Raw genomic sequence first — 17,939 nt, 5'->3', positions numbered from 1 at the left:
ACATGCCGGGCGCGGCGTACTTGGCGTTCCACGCGTCAAGCTCGGCCTGCAGTTCCGGGTCGGCGACCAGCTTGCCCTCACGCATGCCATCGGCACGTTGCCGGCCCCACGTGAAGCCGCGTTTGCGCGCCCGATCCTCATCAGAAAACGTGCCGTCAGGATTGAGATGCAACGCCAGCCGATGCGCCACCCGCTCCAACTGATCCGGCCGCAGCACCGCCGCCTTCTCAGCCAGCGAGCGTTCGGCCTTCTCCCTTTGCGCCGGAGACACGTGATCGGGCAGATCCCGAAAGAACCTCTGAATCACCCGCAGATGCTCACCATCGAGCTGCCCGGCATGCCACGCCTGCGCAGTCTCCGGCAACACCGGCGCCAATGGCTGCCCGGTCAATGTGGTGCGCGGCGCCAACTGCCCGGCATCCCGCATCCGCCGCCGCGCCTCGGTCGGGCTGACCCGCAACACATCGGCCAACGTGATCCCCACCGGCGGACACCCCTGGAACTGCTCCAACCGGGACACCACGGCGTGCGACAACGCGACTTGGCGGCGCCGCGCGGTCTCCAACCGCTCCAACACCACAAACCGATCCGGCGGCGACAAGGACTCCACGTCAAGAGCGGCCAGGGCGTCGACGGCATCATCGAGCGCGCCCAGCGCCACATCTATCGAACAATTGTTCGAGTCCATGTCGAAAGACTACGTCGGGCCACCGACAGAAAATTCGGGTACGACTCAATCTGGGGATGAACGGCAGTGTGTGGATAACTCGCTAGATCGCGACAGTCGACCCGGCGACCGCTTCCTGTAAACCGCGCGTCGCCAATTGATCGGCCAGCTCGTTGTCGGCGACACCGGAATGGCCTTTCACCCAGAACCACTCGACTTGGTGTCGCGCACAAGCGATCTGGAGCCGCTGCCACAGGTCGACGTTCTTCACGGGCTGCTTGGCGGCGGTCAGCCAGCCATTGCGCTCCCAGCCGGACACCCATTTCGTGATGCCGTTGCGCACATAGGTGCTGTCGGTATAGAGGTGCACCGTCACCGACCGGGTCAGGGCCTCCAACGCCATGATCGGCGCGGTCAGCTCCATCCGGTTGTTGCTCGTCTCGCCGGGTTCGCCGCCGCACATCTCCCGGACATGTTGGCGCATCCGCAGCACCGCGCCCCAGCCGCCCGGGCCGGGGTTGGGCCGGCACCCGCCGTCGGTGTGGATGACAACGACATCGGTCATCGGCTGAGAATAGGCGGCGAGATCATCGCCGTCCGAACCGACATGCCCAGATCGCGATGACGCAGCGTGGTGATCCGGCGTCCAGGCTGCACCGCGTCTTTCACCGGCAGGGTGCGATCACCGAAAAACGCCGCCGTCGCGTCGATATCGGCCACGACGTAGGTGATGCCCCACAACGACGACGGCCCGTCGTCGGCCGCCTCTGGTGCGCCGACGACCTCGAGAATCACCGGCCCCAACCGGAAGAAGACCTGCCGCATCGATTGGCCGCCGAGTTCGGCGTCGCGCTCCCGGCGCGGTGGTAATCCGACGGCGGCCAGTGACGAGACTGTCCTGGCAAGATTGGGCGACAGCAGCACGACGTGGTCGACCGACGTCACACCGTTCGCGTGCGTGGCAGGCACGGCGGGGGCGGCATCAGACCGCGAGGTCGGGACGCCGTCGAGATCCCTGTCCACCGGCAGCTCGCGCAGTGTCCAGCCGACGATGCCGCTGCCGTCCCCGAGCAGTCGTACCCGAACATCGCCGATCCGGCAGACGCCGTCGGGATCCACGCTGAAGCCGGCCGACCGCCACACGTCGGGCGCATCGGCAACACGAAATTCGTCGACCGCGATGGGCACGCCTATCCCTGCAGAATCGGCTTCAGCGTCTCCAGTACGGCCGGATCCTCGATGGTCGACGGCACCGGCTCGTCTTTACCGTGCGCGATACCCCGCATCGTCTTGCGCAGGATCTTCCCCGAGCGGGTCCTCGGCAGCGCCGGAACCACATCGACCAGCCGGAAGCAGGCCACCGCACCGATCTCGTTACGCACCGAGGCCACCAGCTCATCGGCCAGGCCCTCGGCCGACGCCCCGGCCTTCAACACCACGAACCCGCGAGGCACCTGCCCCTTGATCTCGTCGGCCACCCCGATCACCGCGCACTCGGCCACCGCCGGATGCGCCGCCAGCACCGCTTCGATCGATCCCGTCGACAACCGGTGTCCCGCAACGTTGATCACGTCGTCGATCCGGCCCATCACGAACAGATACCCGTCCTCATCGAGGTAGCCGCCGTCACCGGTCAGATAGAAGCCTGGGTGCTCGCACAGATACGACGCCTCATAGCGCGCGTCGTCGCCCCACAGCGTCGGCAGTGTTCCCGGCGGCAACGGCAGGCTGATGCAGATGGCACCCTCCTCGCCCGGTGCGCACGGTGAACCGTCGACCTGCAGGATCTGCACGTCGTAACCCGGCATCGGCACGGTGGGGGAGCCCGGCTTCAGCGGAAGATGTTGCACGCCCATCGGATTGGCGGCGATCGCCCAGCCGGTCTCGGTTTGCCACCAGTGATCGACAACGGGCACACCGAGTTTCGCCGACGCCCACGCGTAGGTGTCCGGGTCCAGCCGCTCGCCGGCCTGGAACAGATATTTCAGGCAGGACAGGTCGTAACGACCCACATGCGACGCTTCCGGATCCTCCTTGCGGATCGCCCGGATCGCCGTCGGCGCGGTGAACAGCGCTTTGACCCCGTGCTCGGCCACGACCCGCCAGAACGCGCCGGGATCCGGTGTGCCGATGGGCTTTCCCTCGTACAGCACCGTCGTCGCACCGGCCAGCAGCGGCCCGTACACGATGTAGGAGTGGCCCACCACCCACCCCACATCGGAGGCCGCCCAGAACACGTCGCCCGGGTCGATGTCGTAGATGTGCCGCATGCTCCACAGCAGCGCGACCGCATGGCCGCCGTTGTCTCGCACGATGCCCTTGGGCTTACCCGTCGTCCCCGACGTGTAGAGCACGTACAGCGGATCGGTCGCGGCCACCGGAACGGGGTCGACGGGCGCGGCCGTGGCCATCGCGTGCCCCCAGTCCACATCGCGACCCTCGACCAGATCGCAGGGCTGCCGGTCACGCTGAACGATCACGCAGGCCGCCGGCTTGTGTGCGGCCAGTTCCAGCGCATGGTCGAGCATCGGCTTGTACTCCACCACCCGAGTCGGCTCGATACCGCATGACGCCGAGACGACCACCACCGGTTGGGCGTCGTCGATGCGGGTGGCCAGTTCGTGGGCGGCGAATCCGCCGAACACCACCGAGTGCACTGCGCCCAGGCGGGCGCAGGCCAGCATCGCGATGGCCGCCTCGGGGATCATCGGCATGTACAGCACCACGCGGTCGCCCTTGCCGACACCCAGCCCGCGCAGCACACCGGCGAAACGCGCTGTCTCGTCCAGCAATTCGCGATAGCTGTACACCCGCTTGGTCCCGGTGACCGGGGAGTCGTAGATCAGTGCTGGCTGGTCGCCACGCTCGGCGATGTGCCGGTCGAGAGCGTTGGCGCAGGTGTTCAACTCCGCGTCGGGGAACCACCGGTAGAACGGCGGGTTCGAGTCGTCGAGGATGCGTCGCGGTGCGCGCGTCCACGACACTGCGCGGGCGGCCTGCGCCCAGAACTGCGTGGGGTCGGCGACGCTGGCGTCGAAGAGTTCGCGATACCCGCCCATCTGCGCTTCCTCCCGTCGTTGGGTGGTAGCACGGTAGCGCGCCGGCGTGACGGGAGCCGCACCTACGCGAGGTTTGTCGACGAACGCACTGGCATCTGCGCCGAACGGCAGGTCCCGCTCAGGCCATCGCGGCCAGGTTCTCCACCGACTTCTGGACCTCTCCCTCGAGGACGCGGGCCACCAGGCGGCCGATGGGCCCGTTCAGCAGCCCACCGGAGATGTCGGCCAGCAGCCGAAAACACGTTCCCGGATGTTCGTCGACGACGTTCATCGTGATACCGATCCCGATGCCGCCGCGCCCCCAGCCCTTCAGCTCGATCGTCCGTGGCGCGTCGTAGTTGGTGACGTTCCAGTGGATGGTGTTGCGGAAGCCCTTCACCTTGATCAGCGACGACACCTGGGTGCCTTTGCGGATGACCAGCGGAACAGGGCTGCGCCAGTCGCCGAAGATCGTCATCCATTCACCGAACCGGTGCAGATTCGACGCCAACTCCCACGCCCGCTCGGGCGGCACGTCAGAAGGGACAGCCACGTCAACGGTTGCCATGGCGCGCGGAATACCCGCCGTGGCCGGGGGCTAATCTGCACGTCATGGCTGCTGTGGAATTCGCAGAACTCGAAGACGGAATCGCCGGCATCACCCTGAACCGGCCGGAGGTGCTCAACGCGATCGACGGCACCTTGATGGATGGCCTGGACGAAGTGCTCGACGAACTGAGCTCCTGGAAATACCGGGTCGCCGTCCTCACCGGAGCGGGCCGGGGTTTCTGCGCGGGAGCCGATCTCAGCGGTGCCGGCAAGCCGTGGACCGAGCCGGCGAAGGCGCAGTTCAAGACGACCTATGACGGGCAGGTCCGGCTTGCCGACCAACTGACCCGGCTCTACGAACTGCCCATCCCGGTGGTCGCCGCGGTCAACGGAGTGGCCGTCGGCGGTGGGCTCGCCTACGCCCTGCACTGCGATATCAGGATCGCCTCGGAGACCGCACGCTTCGGCTCGGTGTTCATCAAGGCGGGCTTCTCGTCGCTGGATATGGGGACGAGTTACCTGCTGCCCAAGATCGTGGGTGCGGGCGCCGCGCGGGAGATGATGCTCACCGGGCGGATCATCGACGCGGCCGAGTCGTACCGGATCGGGCTGGTTTACGAGGTGGTGCCCGCTGACAAGCTCGCCGATGCCGCACTGGAGATGGCCCGCACCATCGCCGCCAACAACGCTTTCGGGGTCTGGCAGACCAAGACCGGACTCAACGCTGCTCTGGACGCGCCGAGCCTTCGGCACGCCAAGGAGATCGAGAACCGGACGCAGATCCTGACCGGGTTCACCAACAACCCGCGCGAGGCCGCCATGGCTCACCGCGAGAAGCGCGCCCCAAAGTGGGATCCGCTGTGACGGTTAGACTTTCGAGATAACCCGTTCGGCGAACATTTCGAGATTGCGGATCTTGTTCTCCAGCGGCTCGGGGTCGGGACCCATGATGTAGGGCAAGCGGAAGCCGACCATCACGTCGGTGACGCCCTTGTCTTCCAGGCGTTTCACCCCGTCGACGGTGAATGCGTCGAGCGAGATGACGTGGATCTCAAAGGGGCGGTCAGTCGTCCCCTCCTCCTCGCGATAGCGGTTGAGCTTGACCAGGAGATCGTCGAGATCGTCGGTGCCGCCGCCGTGCATCCAGCCGTCGTTGCGTGCGGCCCGGCGCAGCGCCGCGTCGGCATGTCCGCCGATCAGGATCGGGATCGGCTCGGTCGGTGCGGGGGCCATCTTGGTCTTCGGGATGTCGTAGAACTCGCCGTGGTATTCGAAGTAGTCACCGCTGGTGAGTCCGCGGATGATGTCGATGCACTCGTCCATTCGCTTGCCGCGCTTGGCAAACGGCACGCCCATCAGTTCGTAGTCCTCGGGCCATGGACTGGTCCCGACGCCGAGCCCGACGCGGTTACCGATGAGTGACGCCAGGGACCCGGCCTGCTTGGCCACCAGGGCCGGCGGGCGGATCGGCAGCTTCAGGACGAAGAAGTTGAATTTGAGTTTCGTGGTTACTGCGCCCAGCGCTGCGGTCAACACGAACGTCTCGATGAATTCCTTGCCGTCCAAGAACTCCCGGTTGCCGTCCGGGGTGTAGGGATATTTGGCGTCCGATTCGAACGGGTACGCCACGCTGTCGGGGATCGTCATCCCGTGGTAGCCGGCCGCCTCGGCGGCCTGGGCCAGCGGGATGTAGAACTGCGGATTGATCATGGCCTCGGCGTAAGTGAATCGCATATCGCGATAGTAGAACGCGTTCTACTTTGTTGGTCATAAAACCTGGTAATCGGCACGAATGGTCGCGCCGCCCGGGCCGAAAACCGTTGTCCGACAGCTACTTGCTTTGCGCAATCTGTCCCCAGGTGGCCTTGGCGCCGGAGTCGCCAATGCGATACACCTGCACGATCGTCGCGATTCCTGCCACCACCACGAACACGGCCACGACGATGGACAGCACTGATGACAGCGGGGTTCCGCGGCTGCTGCGAACGTGCACCACCGCGAGCAGTACCGCCGCGACCAGCAACGCCCCGGAGAAGAAGATCATGGTGTCGCCGAGTTCGGTATGCGCGTGCAGCACCGGCGACCGACCGACCTGGTGCTCGAGCCACTCGCCGGCCTCCGTGGTCAGCGGTGTCAGCGCCGCAACGACCAACGACAGCGCCAGTACCAGCCACACCAGACGCTGCCGAACCGCGGGCCACAGCGCGCACAGGATCGCCAATATGGCTGTCAATGGCGCCAGCACCACGACGAAGTGGACCAGCAGCACATGCGCGGGAAGTCCGTTGAAAGTCGACACCTGGTACTCCTGCCGATGGATGGGCGAAGCCTCAGCTGCGAATACTACATAGCCCGGCGCGGTTGCCCATGTGCGTCGAAAGCCGCCACATACCTGAGATCATGGCTGTCATGAACGACCCAGCGCCGAATAATGCCGGTCCCGCTGGAGGATTCGTGCGCTGGGTACTTCTCGCAGTGACGCTGGCGGCACTGCTCGCCGGCGCTGTGGCGTGGGTGCTCGGTGCGCGTGAGGTTGCCGATGCCTGCTGGATCACCGGCACCGTCGCCGCGATCGTTCCCGCGTTGTGGTGGGTGATCTCGTCGATCCGGGCCGGCCGGGTGGGTGTGGATGTCCTTGCCGTGCTGTCGCTGGGAGGTGCGCTGGCGGTGCGGGAGTACCTCGCAGGCGCGCTGATCGGGGTCATGCTCGCCACGGGGCAGGCCCTCGACGCGGCGGCCGAACGACGGGCCACCAAGGATTTGCGGGCACTGCTCGACCGGGTGCCGCGCACCGCGCGCAGGCGCACGCCCGCGGGGGTCGAGGTGGTCGGTCTGGACGATATCGGTGTCGACGACGTCGTGGTGGTGGGGCCCGGCGAGGTGTTGCCCGTCGACGGAGTCGTGCTCTCGGAATTCGCGGAGCTCGACGACTCCGCGCTGACCGGCGAATCCGTACCGGTCCGGTGCGGTCAAGGCCAGCCGCTGCGCAGCGGCAGCGTCAACGCGGGCAGCGGACTGGAACTGCGGGCATCGGCATCCGCCGCGGACAGCACCTACGCCGGGATCGTCAGGCTTGCGCGGCAGGCGGCGGCGGAATCGGCGCCGGTGGTGCGCATCGCCGACCGCGTAGCCGCATGGTTCCTGCCCGTGGCTCTCGTCGTGGCCGCACTGGCCTGGATTCTCAGCGGTTCACCCGACCGCGCGGTTGCCGTCCTTGTGGTGGCCACACCATGTCCGCTGTTGTTGGCGGCACCCGTGGCGATCGTCTCCGGACTTTCCCGCGCGTCGCGTATCGGGGTTCTGGTCCGTGGTGGTGGTGCGCTCGAAACCTTGGGCCGGGCAACCACATTGGTCCTTGACAAGACCGGGACGTTGACGACGGGGCATCCCCGCGGCACCGACATCGTGGTCGGCCCGGGCTGGACAGTCGACGAGGTCTTGGCACTGGCTGCCTCGGCCGACCAGCTCTCGCCGCACGTACTCGCCGCTGCGATCGTGCACGAGGCGCGCTTGCGCGGCGTGCCACTGAGCATGCCCGACTCGGTCACCGAAGAGGCCGGCATCGGGGTGTCGGCCGTGGTGGATTCAAAGCTGGTCACCGTCGGCAATCTCAACGTCGACGGAGACATACCGGAGTGGGCGGCGTCGGTTCTGTCGCGGGCATCGTTCGATGGCGCGGTGGTGGCATGGGTCCGTGTCGAGGACGAACTGGCCGGGGCGATGCTGCTGACCGACCCCCTGCGCCCCGATGCGCCGCGCACCCTGCGCCGCCTGCGGCTGGCCGGCATGACCCGGCTGGTGATGCTCACGGGGGACCGGCCCGCACCGGCGCAGCAGATCGGTACGGTGCTGGGCCTCGACGAGGTCGCCGCGCAACAGACGCCGGCCGACAAGGTCGCGCGGGTGCGGGCCGAGAGCGAGCGCGCGGTCACCGCCATGGTCGGCGACGGGGTCAACGACGCGCCCGCGCTGGCCGCCGCAGATGTCGGTATCGCGATGGGGGCCCGCGGGGCGACGGCCAGTTCGGAAGCCGCCGACATCGTGCTCACCTCCGACCGGCTGGACCGGCTCGCCGATGCCAAGCTGATCGCACGGCGATCGCGACGCATCGCGGTACAGAGCGCCGCGGTGGGAATGGGCCTGTCGCTGGTCGCCATGGGCGTCGCCGCCGCGGGCTGGCTGCCGCCCGCCTGGGGTGCGCTGCTACAGGAAGGAATCGATCTCGCGGTCATCCTCAACGCCCTTCGGGCATTGCGCGGGGACCACACCGGGCCGCCGCCGTTGAGCCGCGACGCCGAAGACCTGGTGCGGCGATTCTCCGCCGAGCACGACCAGATGCGTGACGATCTGTCGCTGCTGCGTGACACCGCGCACCAGGTCGCCGCCGGGCAGTTGGCCGGCGCGCTGGTGTCACTGCGCGCCGCGGACAGCTTCCTGCAGGACACCTTGCTCCCGCACGAGGACGCCGAGGACAGCGCGCTGTATCCGGCGCTGGCCCGCCCGCTGGGCAGTGTCGAGGCCACCGCGACGATGAGCCGTATGCACGCCGAGATCCACCGTCTGGCGGGGCGGCTGCACAGCCATCGCGAGCTGGCCGAGGAGACCGGCGCGGTGCGGCCCGAACAGAGCGACGACCTGATGGCCTGCCTGTACGGGTTGCATGCGTTGCTGCGGCTGCACTTCGTGCAGGAGGAGGAGAACTTCTTCGTTCTCGCGCCGGCGTTCTTGTCCGCGGCCGACACGTCGTGACGGGCTGGCTGAGCCGAAACGTCCGGGTCCTCTCGGCGGTGTCGTTCCTCCAGGACGCTGCCAGCGAATTGCTGTACCCGCTGCTGCCGATCTACCTCACCGCCGTGCTGGGAGCACCTCCCGCGGTGGTCGGCGCCGTCGAAGGAGCCGCGGAGGGTGCGGCATCGCTGACCAAGCTCGCGGTGGGTCCGCTGGGCGATCGGTTTGCCAAACGCCCTTTGATCGCAACGGGATACGGGATGGCCGCACTCGGCAAGGTCATCATCGCCGTCGCCGTGGCGTGGCCCGGTGTGCTGGCCGGCCGGGTGGTCGACCGGCTCGGCAAAGGCATTCGCGGCGCGCCACGTGACGCGCTGTTGGTGGACGGTATCGACAAATCGTTGCGCGGCAGGGTGTTCGGCTTCCACCGCGCGATGGACACGCTCGGCGCGGTGGTCGGCCCGCTGATCGGGCTCGCCGGCTACGAGCTGCTGGATCACCGCATAGCGCCGCTGCTGTACATCGCTGTCGTCCCCGCGGTGTTGTCCGTGCTGCTGGTCGTGCTGGTGCGCGAGCCCCGGCGGGTCAGGTCTCCGCAGCCGCGGCAGCGGATTTTCCGCGGGTTGCGCGAATTGCCGCAGCGGTATTGGCGAGTGACGGCGATCTTGGTCGCGTTCGGTGCCGTCAACTTCCCCGACGCGCTACTCCTGTTGCGGCTCAACGAGATCGGCTTCGGTGTCGTCGAGGTGATCCTGGCCTACGTCGGCTACAACCTGGTGTATGCGCTGGGCAGCTTCCCGGCCGGTGTACTGGCCGACAAGCTGCCCCGCTCGGCCGTGTTCGGCGTCGGACTGGTCTTCTTCGCCGTCGGCTATATCGGACTCGGGCTGACCACCGAACCCGTCGCGGCCTGGCTGCTGATCGCGGCCTACGGGATGTTCACTGCGTGCACCGACGGCGTCGGGAAGGCCTGGGTCTCCTCGCTGGTCGGCGCCGACCGGCAGGCCAGCGCGCAGGGAGTGTTCCAGGGTGCCAGCGGTTTCGCGATCCTCGCGGCCGGGCTGTGGGCCGGTTTCCTGTGGGGGAGCGACGGCACTGTGCCCCTTCTGATCTCCGGGGTGGTGGGCGGCTGCTTCGGGGTGGCCCTCCTGGCAGCCCAGGTTCCGGTGGCCATCCGGCGGTTTCGCTAGGCTCCCTGCGGTGCGCACCATCCACGTCATCGGCATCGGAGCCGGCGACCCCGACTACGTGACATCGCAGGCGATCCGTGCGCTGGGCGACACCGACGTCTTCTTCGCGATGGACAAGGGTGATGCCAAGAGCGACCTCGTCGCGCTGCGCCGGGAGATCTGCCGGCGATTCATCAGCGAACCGCGCTACCGCTTCGTCGAACTGCCCGACCCGAAACGAGCGGCCGACGGCGAGTACACGCAGGCCGTCGCCGACTGGCACCAGGCCCGCGCGCGGCTGTGGGCCCAGGCCATCGAGACCGAGCTCGGGCCCGACGGTGTCGGAGCCTTCCTGGCCTGGGGCGACCCGTCCCTTTACGACAGCACGCTGCGGATTCTCGACCAGGTCGCCGAACACGTCGATTTCGAATTCGACGTCATCCCTGGGATCACCGCGGTGCAGGCATTGACCGCGCGGCACCGCATCCCGCTCAACGACGTCGGCGAACCCGTGCTGATCACCACCGGACGCCAGCTACGCAACAGCGGTGTGACCGGCTCGGCGGTCGTGATGCTCGACGGTGACTGCTCGTTTCTGAGTTGCCCACCGCAGACCCGGATTTGGTGGGGTGCCTATCTCGGGACGCCACACGAGTTGCTGATTGCGGGCACCGTGGGCGAGGTCGGCGAACGCATCGCCGCGGTGCGGGCCGACGCCCGTGCCCGGCACGGCTGGATCATGGACATCTATCTCTTGCGGGCCTAGCCGGCTCCAGGTCTGAGAAGATCACCGCATGGGATCGTTTCTCCTTCGCGCCGCAGTCACCGGACTGGCGCTGTGGGTCGTCACGCTCATCGTGCCCGGCATCGGATTCGTGGGCGGTGACACGACACTGCAGCGGGTCGGCATCGTGCTGGTCGTGGCGGTGATCTTCGGCCTGGTCAACGCGATCATCAAACCAGTGGTCCAATTCCTGTCGATACCGCTGTACATCTTGACGCTCGGTCTGTTTCACGTCGTCATCAACGCGCTGATGTTGTGGATCACCGCCTGGATCACCGAGCACACCACCCACTGGGGACTGTGGATCAGCCAATTCTGGTGGACGGCCATCTGGGCGGCGATCGTGTTGTCGATCGTCAGCTGGCTGTTCTCGCTGCCGTTCAAGGACGCCGACCGCCGCTAGTCTTGGAACATGCCCGAACTGCCCGAGGTCGAGGCCCTGGCTGATCATCTGCGCCGGCATGCCGTCGGCCGGACGGTCGGGCGCATCGACGTCGCGGCGCTGTCGGTATTGAAGACCTTCGATCCGCCGCCGACGGCGCTGCAGGGACAGCCAGTGACGGGCGCCGCGCGCTGGGGCAAGTACCTGGGTTTGCAGGTCGGCGACATCTGGTTGATCACCCATCTGTCGCGGGCCGGCTGGCTGAAGTGGAGCGACAAGCTCGCCACCGCCCCGCTCAAACCGGGCAAGGGGCCGATCGCGCTGCGGGTTCACCTCGACGGCAGCGAGGGATTCGACCTCACCGAGGCCGGTACCCAGAAACGCCTCGCGGTGTGGATCGTCGACGACCCCGGCAAGGTCCCCGGCATCGCGGGACTCGGCCCCGACGCGCTGGAGATCGGCCCCGACCAGTTGGCCGAGATCCTCAAGACGCAGGGCGGCCGGATCAAGACCGTGATCACCGACCAGAAGGTCATCGCCGGGATCGGCAACGCCTACAGCGACGAAATCCTGCATGTCGCCAAACTGTCCCCGTTCGCGACCGCGAACAAGCTCACGCCCGCGCAACTGGGTGCGCTGCACGACGCGATGATCTCGGTGCTGACCGACGCCGTCCAGCGCTCGGTGGGCCAACAGGCGGCAACGCTGAAGGGGGAGAAGCGATCTGGGCTTCGGGTGCACGCCCGCACCGGATTGCCATGCCCGGTGTGCGGTGACACCGTGCGCGAGGTGTCATTCGTCGACAAGTCGTTTCAGTACTGCCCGACGTGTCAAACCGGCGGCAAGGTACTGGCCGACAGACGAATGTCGAAGCTACTGAAATAGGTCCGGCGGGCAGGAGCGAAGCGACCCGGGAATAGGGTGAGCCGGGTGACTCGGCAGAAGATCCTCATCACCGGCGCGAGCTCCGGGCTCGGGGCCGGCATGGCCCGCGCGTTCGCCGCCAAGGGCCGCGACCTGGCCCTGTGCGCGCGGCGCGTCGACCGCCTCGACGAGCTGAAGGCTGAATTGAGCCGGCGTCACCCGGACATCACCATCGCCGTCGCCGCTCTGGACGTCAACGACCACGATCGGGTGCCAGACGTGTTCGCCGAACTCGCCGGCGAGCTCGGCGGTATCGACCGGGTCATCGTCAACGCCGGTATCGGCAAGGGCGCCCCGCTCGGCTCGGGCAAGCTCTGGGCGAACAAGGCCACCATCGAGACCAACCTCGTCTCGGCGCTGGTGCAAATCGAAACGGCCCTGGCGATGTTCAAGGAGGCGGGCGCGGGCCACCTGGTGCTGATCTCGAGTGTGATGGCCAACAAGGGGGTTCCCGGCGTCAAGGCCGCCTACGCCGCGAGCAAGGCCGGCGTCAGCTCGCTGGGCGAGTCGCTGCGCGCCGAATATGCTTCCGGCCCAATCAAAGTCACCGTCGTCGAGCCCGGCTACATCGAGTCGGAGATGACCGGCAAGTCGAACACCACCATGCTGATGGTGGACAACGACACCGGCGTGCGGCACATGATCAACGCCATCGAACGCGAAAGCGGGCGGGCCATCGTGCCGGGCTGGCCGTGGATCCCGCTGGTCGCCCTGCTGCGGATCCTGCCGCCCCGGCTCACCAAGCCGTTCGCTTAATATCCATCACGCGAGCAGACGCGAACTCCCCCATTTTTAGGGAAAATTGGGGGATTTCACGTCTGCTCGGCGGGAAACCTAGCGCGCTCGGCCGCGCTCCTGGCGGTACCGCCGCACCAGTTCGTCGGTCGAGCTGTCGGTCTGCTCGGCCGGCGAACCGTCGCTGGTGATCACCCCGAGCAGCGCCTTGGCCTGGGTCTTGCCCAGCTCGACACCCCATTGGTCGAACGAGTCGATGCCCCAGATCACGCCTTCGGTGAACACCTGGTGCTCGTACAGCGCGATCAGCTGTCCCACGACCGACGGGGTCAGCCGGTTCGCCAGGATCGACGTGCTGGGCCGGTTGCCCGGCATCACCTTGTGCGGCACCACGTTCGCCGGGGTGCCCTCCGCGGTGATCTCGGCCGCGGTCTTGCCGAAGGCAAGCACCTGGGTCTGGGCGAAGAAGTTGCTCATCAGCAGGTCGTGCATGCTGCCGGTGCCGTCCGCGGTGGGCAGGTCGTCGGTGGGCTCGGAAAACCCGATGAAGTCGGCGGGCACCAAGCGGGTGCCCTGATGCAGCAACTGGTAGAACGCGTGCTGCCCGTTGGTTCCCGGTTCACCCCAGAAGATTTCGCCGGTCGGGGTGGTGACAGCGGTCCCGTCGGCCTTCACCGACTTTCCGTTGGACTCCATCGTCAGCTGCTGCAGATACGCCGCGAAGCGGCTCAAGTCGTTGGAATACGGCAGCACCGCGCGGGTCTCGGCACCGAAGAAGTCGGAGTACCAGAGTCCGATGAGGCCAAGCAGCGCGGGCGCATTGGATTCCAGTGGCGCGGTGGCGAAGTGCCGGTCGACGATGTGGAAGCCGGACAGGAAGTCGGCAAACGCTTCCCGGCCGATCACCGCCATGACCGAAAGGCCGATCGCCGAGTCCACCGAGTAGCGGCCGCCCACCCAGTCCCAGAAGCCGAACATGTTGTCGGTGTTGATGCCGAACTCGTCGACCAGTTTCCTGTTCGTCGAGACGGCGACGAAGTGCTTCGACACCGCGGCGTCGCCGAGAGCGTCGGTGAGCCAGCGCCGCGCGGCGGTGGCGTTGGTCAGCGTCTCCAGCGTCGAAAACGTCTTGGAGGCAATGATGAAAAGCGTTGTGGCAGGGTCGAGTCCGTCCAGTTTGGCCACCAGGTCGGCCGGGTCGACGTTGGAGACGAACCGCGCGGAGATGCCGGCGTCGGCGTAGTGCCGCAGCGCCTGGTACACCATGACCGGGCCCAGGTCCGAGCCGCCGATGCCGATGTTGACGACGCATCTGATGCGCTCGCCGGTGGCGCCGGTCCATTCGCCGTTACGCAACCGGTCGGTGAAGTCGCCCATTGCGTCGAGCACCTGGTGGACATCGGCGACCACGTTCTGGCCGTCGACGATCAGCTCGGCGTCGCGCGGCAGCCGCAGCGCGGTGTGCAGCACGGCGCGGTCCTCGGAGGTGTTGATGTGCTCGCCGGCCAGCATCGCATCGCGGCGCTCTTCGAGGTGCGCGGCGCGGGCGAGATCGACCAGCAGCGTCAGCGTCTCCCGGGTGACGCGGTGCTTGCTGTAGTCGATGTACAGGTCGCCGACGGTGAGGGTGAGCTCGCGGCCGCGGTCAGGATCTTCGCTGAAAAGCTCGCGGAGGTGTTTCCCGGCGATCTGGTCGTGGTGGCGACGCAGGGCGTTCCATTCCCCGGTAGCGGAAATGTCTCCAGTCATTCGTTCGACCTTGTCATTTAATCGACCTTAGTGTGACGAGGTGTCCAAAGGTGTACATGATGGAGTGATGAGCACCCCAGACATTGAACGGCTGTTGTCGTCGGTTCCCACCGGACTGTGGATCGGCGGTGAGGAGCGGCCCGGCTCGTCGACATTCGAGGTCTTCGACCCGTCCAACGACTCGGTCATCACCTCGGTGGCCGACGCCACCGCCGCCGACGCCGTGGCCGCGCTCGACGCGGCATGCGCAGCGCAAGCGCAGTGGGCGGCGACGCCGGCGCGCGAGCGCGGCGAGATCCTGCGCTCGGTCTTCGAGACGATCATCGCCCGCGCCGACGATCTCGCCACGCTGATGACCCTGGAGATGGGCAAGGTCGTCGCCGAGAGCCTCGGCGAGGTCAAGTACGGCGCCGAGTTCTTCCGGTGGTTCGCCGAGGAGGCGGTGCGCATCGGCGGGCGCTACACGCAGTCACCGGCGGGCACCGGGCGCATCATCGTCACCAAGCAGCCCGTCGGCCCCTGCTATGCGATCACGCCGTGGAACTTCCCGCTGGCCATGGGAACTCGTAAGATCGGGCCCGCGTTCGCGGCGGGCTGCACGATGATCGTCAAGCCCGCGCAGGAGACCCCGCTGTCGATGCTGCTGCTGGCCAAGCTCATGGGCGAGGCCGGATTGCCCAAGGGCGTGCTGTCGGTGCTGCCGACCAGCAACCCCGGCGAGGTCACCAAGGCGCTCATCGACGACGGCCGGCTGCGCAAGCTCACCTTCACCGGGTCGACCGGCGTCGGTAAGGCACTGGTGGCCCAGTCGGCGGACAAGCTGCTGCGCACCTCGATGGAACTGGGCGGCAACGCACCGTTCGTGGTCTTCGACGACGCCGATGTCGATGCCGCGGTCGATGGCGCGATGCTGGCCAAGATGCGCAACGGCGGCGAGGCCTGCACGGCGGCCAACCGCATCCACGTCGCCAACGCCGTCATCGAGGAGTTCACCGACAAGTTCGTCAAGCGGATGGGCGAGGTGAACCTGGGCAACGGCCTGGACCCGTCGGCCAAGCTCGGCCCGCTGGTGAACACCAAGCAGCTGGCCAAGGTTCAGGAACTCGTTGACGACGCCGTCGAGAAGGGTGCGACCGTCGCGCTCGGCGGTCAGGCCCCCGGCGGCCCCGGCAACTTCTACCCGGCCACCGTGCTGACCGACGTCCCGCCGAACGCCCGCATCCTCACCGAGGAGGTGTTCGGCCCCGTCGCACCGATCATCGGCTTCGACACCGAAGAGGACGGCATCGCCGCGGCCAACAACACCGAATACGGTCTGGCGTCCTACATCTACACCGAGTCACTGGACCGGGCGCTGCGGGTGGCCGAGGCCATCGAGTCCGGCATGGTCGGGGTGAACCGGGGCATCATCTCCGACCCGGCCGCGCCGTTCGGCGGGGTCAAGGAATCCGGGTTCGGGCGCGAGGGCGGCTTCGAAGGTATCGAGGAATACCTCGACACCAAGTACATCGCGCTGACCAACTAGCCCGGTTCAGCCGACCCCGCGGTCCGAGCCGGTCCAATACTTGGCCCGCAGTTCGCGTTTGAGGACCTTGCCTGCGGCCGACAGCGGCAGCGCGTCGACGGCCTCGAAGCTGCGGGGCACCTTGTACGTGCCGATGAGGGACTTGCAGAACTCCCGCAGCTCGTCGTGGTCTGCCCGCTGTCCGGCGGCGAACACCACCACGGCGTGCACCCGCTCGCCCCAGCGTTCGTCCGGTACGCCGATGACCGCGCACGTGGCCACGGCGGGATGGCGGGCCAGCGCGTTCTCCACCTCGACCGAGTACACGTTCTCGCCGCCGGACACGATCATGTCCTTGAGTCGGTCGACGACGAAAACGTACCCGCGCTCGTCGGAGTAGCCGGCGTCGCCGGTGTGCATCCACCCCGACCGCAGCGCGGCCGCGGTCTCCTCGGGTTTGCCCCAGTAGCCGGCCATCACATGCCCGCCGCGCACCACGATCTCGCCCACCTCACCGCGCGCCAGCTCGGTGTCGTCGTCGCCGACGATCCGGACCTCCGAGTGCGGCGCTGCCTGCCCGCCCGATCGGCGCAGCACCGGATCATGGTGATCCTGCGGCGACAAGAGGGTGGCGACGGGTGAAACCTCGGTCATGCCGTAGGCCTGCACGAACGAGGCGGTGGGCAGGCGCTCTGCAGCCCGTTCCAGCAGCGCCGCCGCGATCGGTGAACCGCCGTACATCACCATTCGCAGGCTGCCGGTGTCGTGGTCGGACAGCGAGGGATGGTCGACCAGCATCTGCACCATCGTCGGAACCAGCAGCAGGTCGGTGATCCGGTGCTCGTGGAGTGCCTCGAGCACCCAGTCCGGCCGGAAGGCCGGGACGAACACGTGGGTGCCCCCACGCAGGACCTGCGCCAGCCAGATCGCCAGGTCGGCGAGATGGAACATCGGCGCGGCGTGCAGCAGCGGTCCGCCCGAGGTCAGGAAGAACCCCGACGCCAGGCTGCCCAGCGCCGACGTCATCAGGTTGTCGTGGGTCAGCATGACCCCCTTCGGGTGCCCGCTGGTGCCGCCGGTGTAGAAGATGCCGGCCAGATCCGAGCCGCTGCGGTGCGCGTCGGGAACTGGCTCGGCGGCCGCCACCAGGTCCTCGTAATCGAGCGTTCCGTCCAGAGCGGGGCCGTCACCACAGTGGATGACGGCCGCGAGATCGCTTGCATTCGACCGTAATTCGGGCAGCAGCGGTGCAAAGGTGTCGTCTATCAGCAGCATCCGGGTGCCGGAGTCGCGCAGGCTGTAGGCGATCTCAGCCGCGCTCCACCGGATGTTGATCGGGTTGACCACGGCGCCCGCCCACGGTGTGGCGAGCAGGTACTCGTGGTAGCGGTCGGAGTTCAGCGACAGCATGGCGATGCGGTCACCCTCACGGGCGCCCAGCGACTGGAATGCGCCGGCCAGTCGGGCCACCCGATCGGCGACCTCGGTGAACGTCCGGCGGCGCTCACCGCAGATCGTCATCGGGGCGTGTGGGGTGGCGCGCGAGGCCCGGTGCAGTCCCTGCGTCAGGTACATGCCTGCGGTCATACGTTGGCGCTCAACAACTTCGGTCCACCCGTCGGTAATCATCTGACCAAAAGTGTATGTCGGCACCCGGGAACGCCGGAATCCCTCCAACAGGGTCTGTTTGCCTCCCCATCGGGCAACCGA

General features: G+C 67.4%; 17 protein-coding genes. 8 read left to right on the top strand and 9 right to left on the bottom strand.

What is annotated here, in order from left to right; all coding sequences use genetic code 11:
* The 5 genes from HPC46_RS27960 to HPC46_RS27940 form a co-directional block, all read right to left on the bottom strand.
* The coding region (locus tag HPC46_RS27960; RefSeq protein ID WP_179475428.1) for a DUF222 domain-containing protein at nt 1–688 on the bottom strand (688 nt) is incomplete at its 3' end.
* Between the two features lie 82 nt (nt 689–770).
* Nucleotides 771–1,232: a ribonuclease HI gene (gene rnhA, locus HPC46_RS27955; protein ID WP_179475427.1), complete on the bottom strand. Its 462-nt coding sequence runs from the start codon at nt 1,230–1,232 to the stop codon at nt 771–773.
* Nucleotides 1,229–1,855 carry a VOC family protein gene (locus tag HPC46_RS27950; protein ID WP_179475426.1) on the bottom strand — a complete coding sequence of 209 codons (627 nt, stop codon included), beginning with the start codon at nt 1,853–1,855 and terminating at the stop codon, nt 1,229–1,231. Before HPC46_RS27950 ends, rnhA begins: the two co-directional genes overlap by 4 nt.
* A gap of 2 nt (nt 1,856–1,857) precedes the next feature.
* Entirely contained in the window at nt 1,858–3,837 is a 1,980-nt protein-coding gene (locus HPC46_RS27945) for a propionyl-CoA synthetase (RefSeq protein WP_267910028.1), read from the bottom strand.
* 7 nt (nt 3,838–3,844) lie between these two features.
* On the bottom strand, nt 3,845–4,273 hold the full coding sequence (locus tag HPC46_RS27940; RefSeq protein ID WP_179475424.1) for a type II toxin-antitoxin system Rv0910 family toxin: 429 nt from the start codon (nt 4,271–4,273) through the stop codon (nt 3,845–3,847).
* A 44-nt stretch (nt 4,274–4,317) separates the two neighbouring features.
* On the opposite strand from HPC46_RS27940, the gene HPC46_RS27935 reads away from it, so the two are divergent.
* Nucleotides 4,318–5,118: an enoyl-CoA hydratase/isomerase family protein gene (locus HPC46_RS27935; protein WP_179475423.1), complete on the top strand. Its 801-nt coding sequence runs from the start codon at nt 4,318–4,320 to the stop codon at nt 5,116–5,118.
* A gap of 3 nt (nt 5,119–5,121) precedes the next feature.
* On the opposite strand, the gene HPC46_RS27930 is transcribed toward HPC46_RS27935, so the two are convergent.
* Both HPC46_RS27930 and HPC46_RS27925 read right to left on the bottom strand, forming a co-directional pair.
* Entirely contained in the window at nt 5,122–5,988 is an 867-nt protein-coding gene (locus tag HPC46_RS27930) for a TIGR03619 family F420-dependent LLM class oxidoreductase (protein ID WP_179475422.1), read from the bottom strand.
* A 97-nt stretch (nt 5,989–6,085) separates the two neighbouring features.
* The gene (locus HPC46_RS27925; protein ID WP_179475421.1) at nt 6,086–6,553 is read right to left on the bottom strand and encodes a DUF2231 domain-containing protein; all 468 of its coding nucleotides are present in this window, start codon (nt 6,551–6,553) and stop codon (nt 6,086–6,088) included.
* 110 nt (nt 6,554–6,663) lie between these two features.
* On the opposite strand from HPC46_RS27925, the gene HPC46_RS27920 reads away from it, so the two are divergent.
* The 6 genes from HPC46_RS27920 to HPC46_RS27895 are packed head-to-tail and all read left to right on the top strand — an operon-like array spanning nt 6,664 to nt 12,997.
* Nucleotides 6,664–9,003 carry a heavy metal translocating P-type ATPase gene (locus HPC46_RS27920; protein WP_179475420.1) on the top strand — a complete coding sequence of 780 codons (2,340 nt, stop codon included), beginning with the start codon at nt 6,664–6,666 and terminating at the stop codon, nt 9,001–9,003.
* Complete coding sequence (locus HPC46_RS27915) at nt 9,000–10,172, top strand: MFS transporter (RefSeq protein WP_179475419.1); 1,173 nt, start codon at nt 9,000–9,002, stop codon at nt 10,170–10,172. The genes HPC46_RS27920 and HPC46_RS27915 overlap by 4 nt, the downstream gene beginning before the upstream one ends.
* 10 nt (nt 10,173–10,182) lie before the next feature.
* Nucleotides 10,183–10,917: a precorrin-6A synthase (deacetylating) gene (gene cobF / locus HPC46_RS27910; protein WP_179475418.1), complete on the top strand. Its 735-nt coding sequence runs from the start codon at nt 10,183–10,185 to the stop codon at nt 10,915–10,917.
* 28 nt (nt 10,918–10,945) lie between these two features.
* Nucleotides 10,946–11,338, top strand: coding sequence for a phage holin family protein (locus HPC46_RS27905; RefSeq protein ID WP_005139699.1), 393 nt, complete (start codon nt 10,946–10,948; stop codon nt 11,336–11,338).
* A gap of 9 nt (nt 11,339–11,347) precedes the next feature.
* Entirely contained in the window at nt 11,348–12,202 is an 855-nt protein-coding gene (locus HPC46_RS27900) for an Fpg/Nei family DNA glycosylase (protein ID WP_179475417.1), read from the top strand.
* A 45-nt stretch (nt 12,203–12,247) separates the two neighbouring features.
* The gene (locus HPC46_RS27895) at nt 12,248–12,997 is read left to right on the top strand and encodes an SDR family oxidoreductase (RefSeq protein ID WP_179475416.1); all 750 of its coding nucleotides are present in this window, start codon (nt 12,248–12,250) and stop codon (nt 12,995–12,997) included.
* Between the two features lie 78 nt (nt 12,998–13,075).
* Here HPC46_RS27895 and pgi read toward each other — a convergent pair whose 3' ends face one another.
* Nucleotides 13,076–14,725: a glucose-6-phosphate isomerase gene (pgi, locus tag HPC46_RS27890; protein ID WP_179475415.1), complete on the bottom strand. Its 1,650-nt coding sequence runs from the start codon at nt 14,723–14,725 to the stop codon at nt 13,076–13,078.
* Between the two features lie 67 nt (nt 14,726–14,792).
* Here pgi and HPC46_RS27885 point away from each other — a divergent pair, with 67 nt between their 5' ends.
* Complete coding sequence (locus tag HPC46_RS27885) at nt 14,793–16,250, top strand: NAD-dependent succinate-semialdehyde dehydrogenase (protein WP_179475414.1); 1,458 nt, start codon at nt 14,793–14,795, stop codon at nt 16,248–16,250.
* A 6-nt stretch (nt 16,251–16,256) separates the two neighbouring features.
* Here HPC46_RS27885 and HPC46_RS27880 read toward each other — a convergent pair whose 3' ends face one another.
* Complete coding sequence (locus HPC46_RS27880) at nt 16,257–17,804, bottom strand: acyl-CoA synthetase (RefSeq protein ID WP_179475429.1); 1,548 nt, start codon at nt 17,802–17,804, stop codon at nt 16,257–16,259.
* Nucleotides 17,805–17,939 lie beyond the last annotated feature (135 nt).

It is taken from the genome of Mycolicibacterium vinylchloridicum (genome assembly GCF_013404075.1).
GTDB lineage: Bacteria > Actinomycetota > Actinomycetes > Mycobacteriales > Mycobacteriaceae > Mycobacterium > Mycobacterium vinylchloridicum.
Note: the sequence above shows the minus strand (reverse complement) of the source record. Positions and strands in the feature narration are given on the sequence as shown.

Bases quoted from the DNA above. Each gene is read 5' to 3' on its own strand.
- HPC46_RS27920 (WP_179475420.1), top strand. From the start codon at position 6,664: ATGAACGACCCAGCGCCGAATAATGCCGGTCCCGCTGGAGGATTCGTG.
- HPC46_RS27880 (WP_179475429.1), bottom strand. From the start codon at position 17,804: ATGTACCTGACGCAGGGACTGCACCGGGCCTCGCGCGCCACCCCACAC.
- HPC46_RS27935 (WP_179475423.1), top strand. From the start codon at position 4,318: ATGGCTGCTGTGGAATTCGCAGAACTCGAAGACGGAATCGCCGGCATC.
- rnhA (WP_179475427.1), bottom strand. From the start codon at position 1,232: ATGACCGATGTCGTTGTCATCCACACCGACGGCGGGTGCCGGCCCAAC.
- HPC46_RS27940 (WP_179475424.1), bottom strand. From the start codon at position 4,273: ATGGCAACCGTTGACGTGGCTGTCCCTTCTGACGTGCCGCCCGAGCGG.
- pgi (WP_179475415.1), bottom strand. From the start codon at position 14,725: ATGACTGGAGACATTTCCGCTACCGGGGAATGGAACGCCCTGCGTCGC.
- HPC46_RS27885 (WP_179475414.1), top strand. From the start codon at position 14,793: ATGAGCACCCCAGACATTGAACGGCTGTTGTCGTCGGTTCCCACCGGA.
- HPC46_RS27905 (WP_005139699.1), top strand. From the start codon at position 10,946: ATGGGATCGTTTCTCCTTCGCGCCGCAGTCACCGGACTGGCGCTGTGG.
- HPC46_RS27930 (WP_179475422.1), bottom strand. From the start codon at position 5,988: ATGCGATTCACTTACGCCGAGGCCATGATCAATCCGCAGTTCTACATC.
- HPC46_RS27900 (WP_179475417.1), top strand. From the start codon at position 11,348: ATGCCCGAACTGCCCGAGGTCGAGGCCCTGGCTGATCATCTGCGCCGG.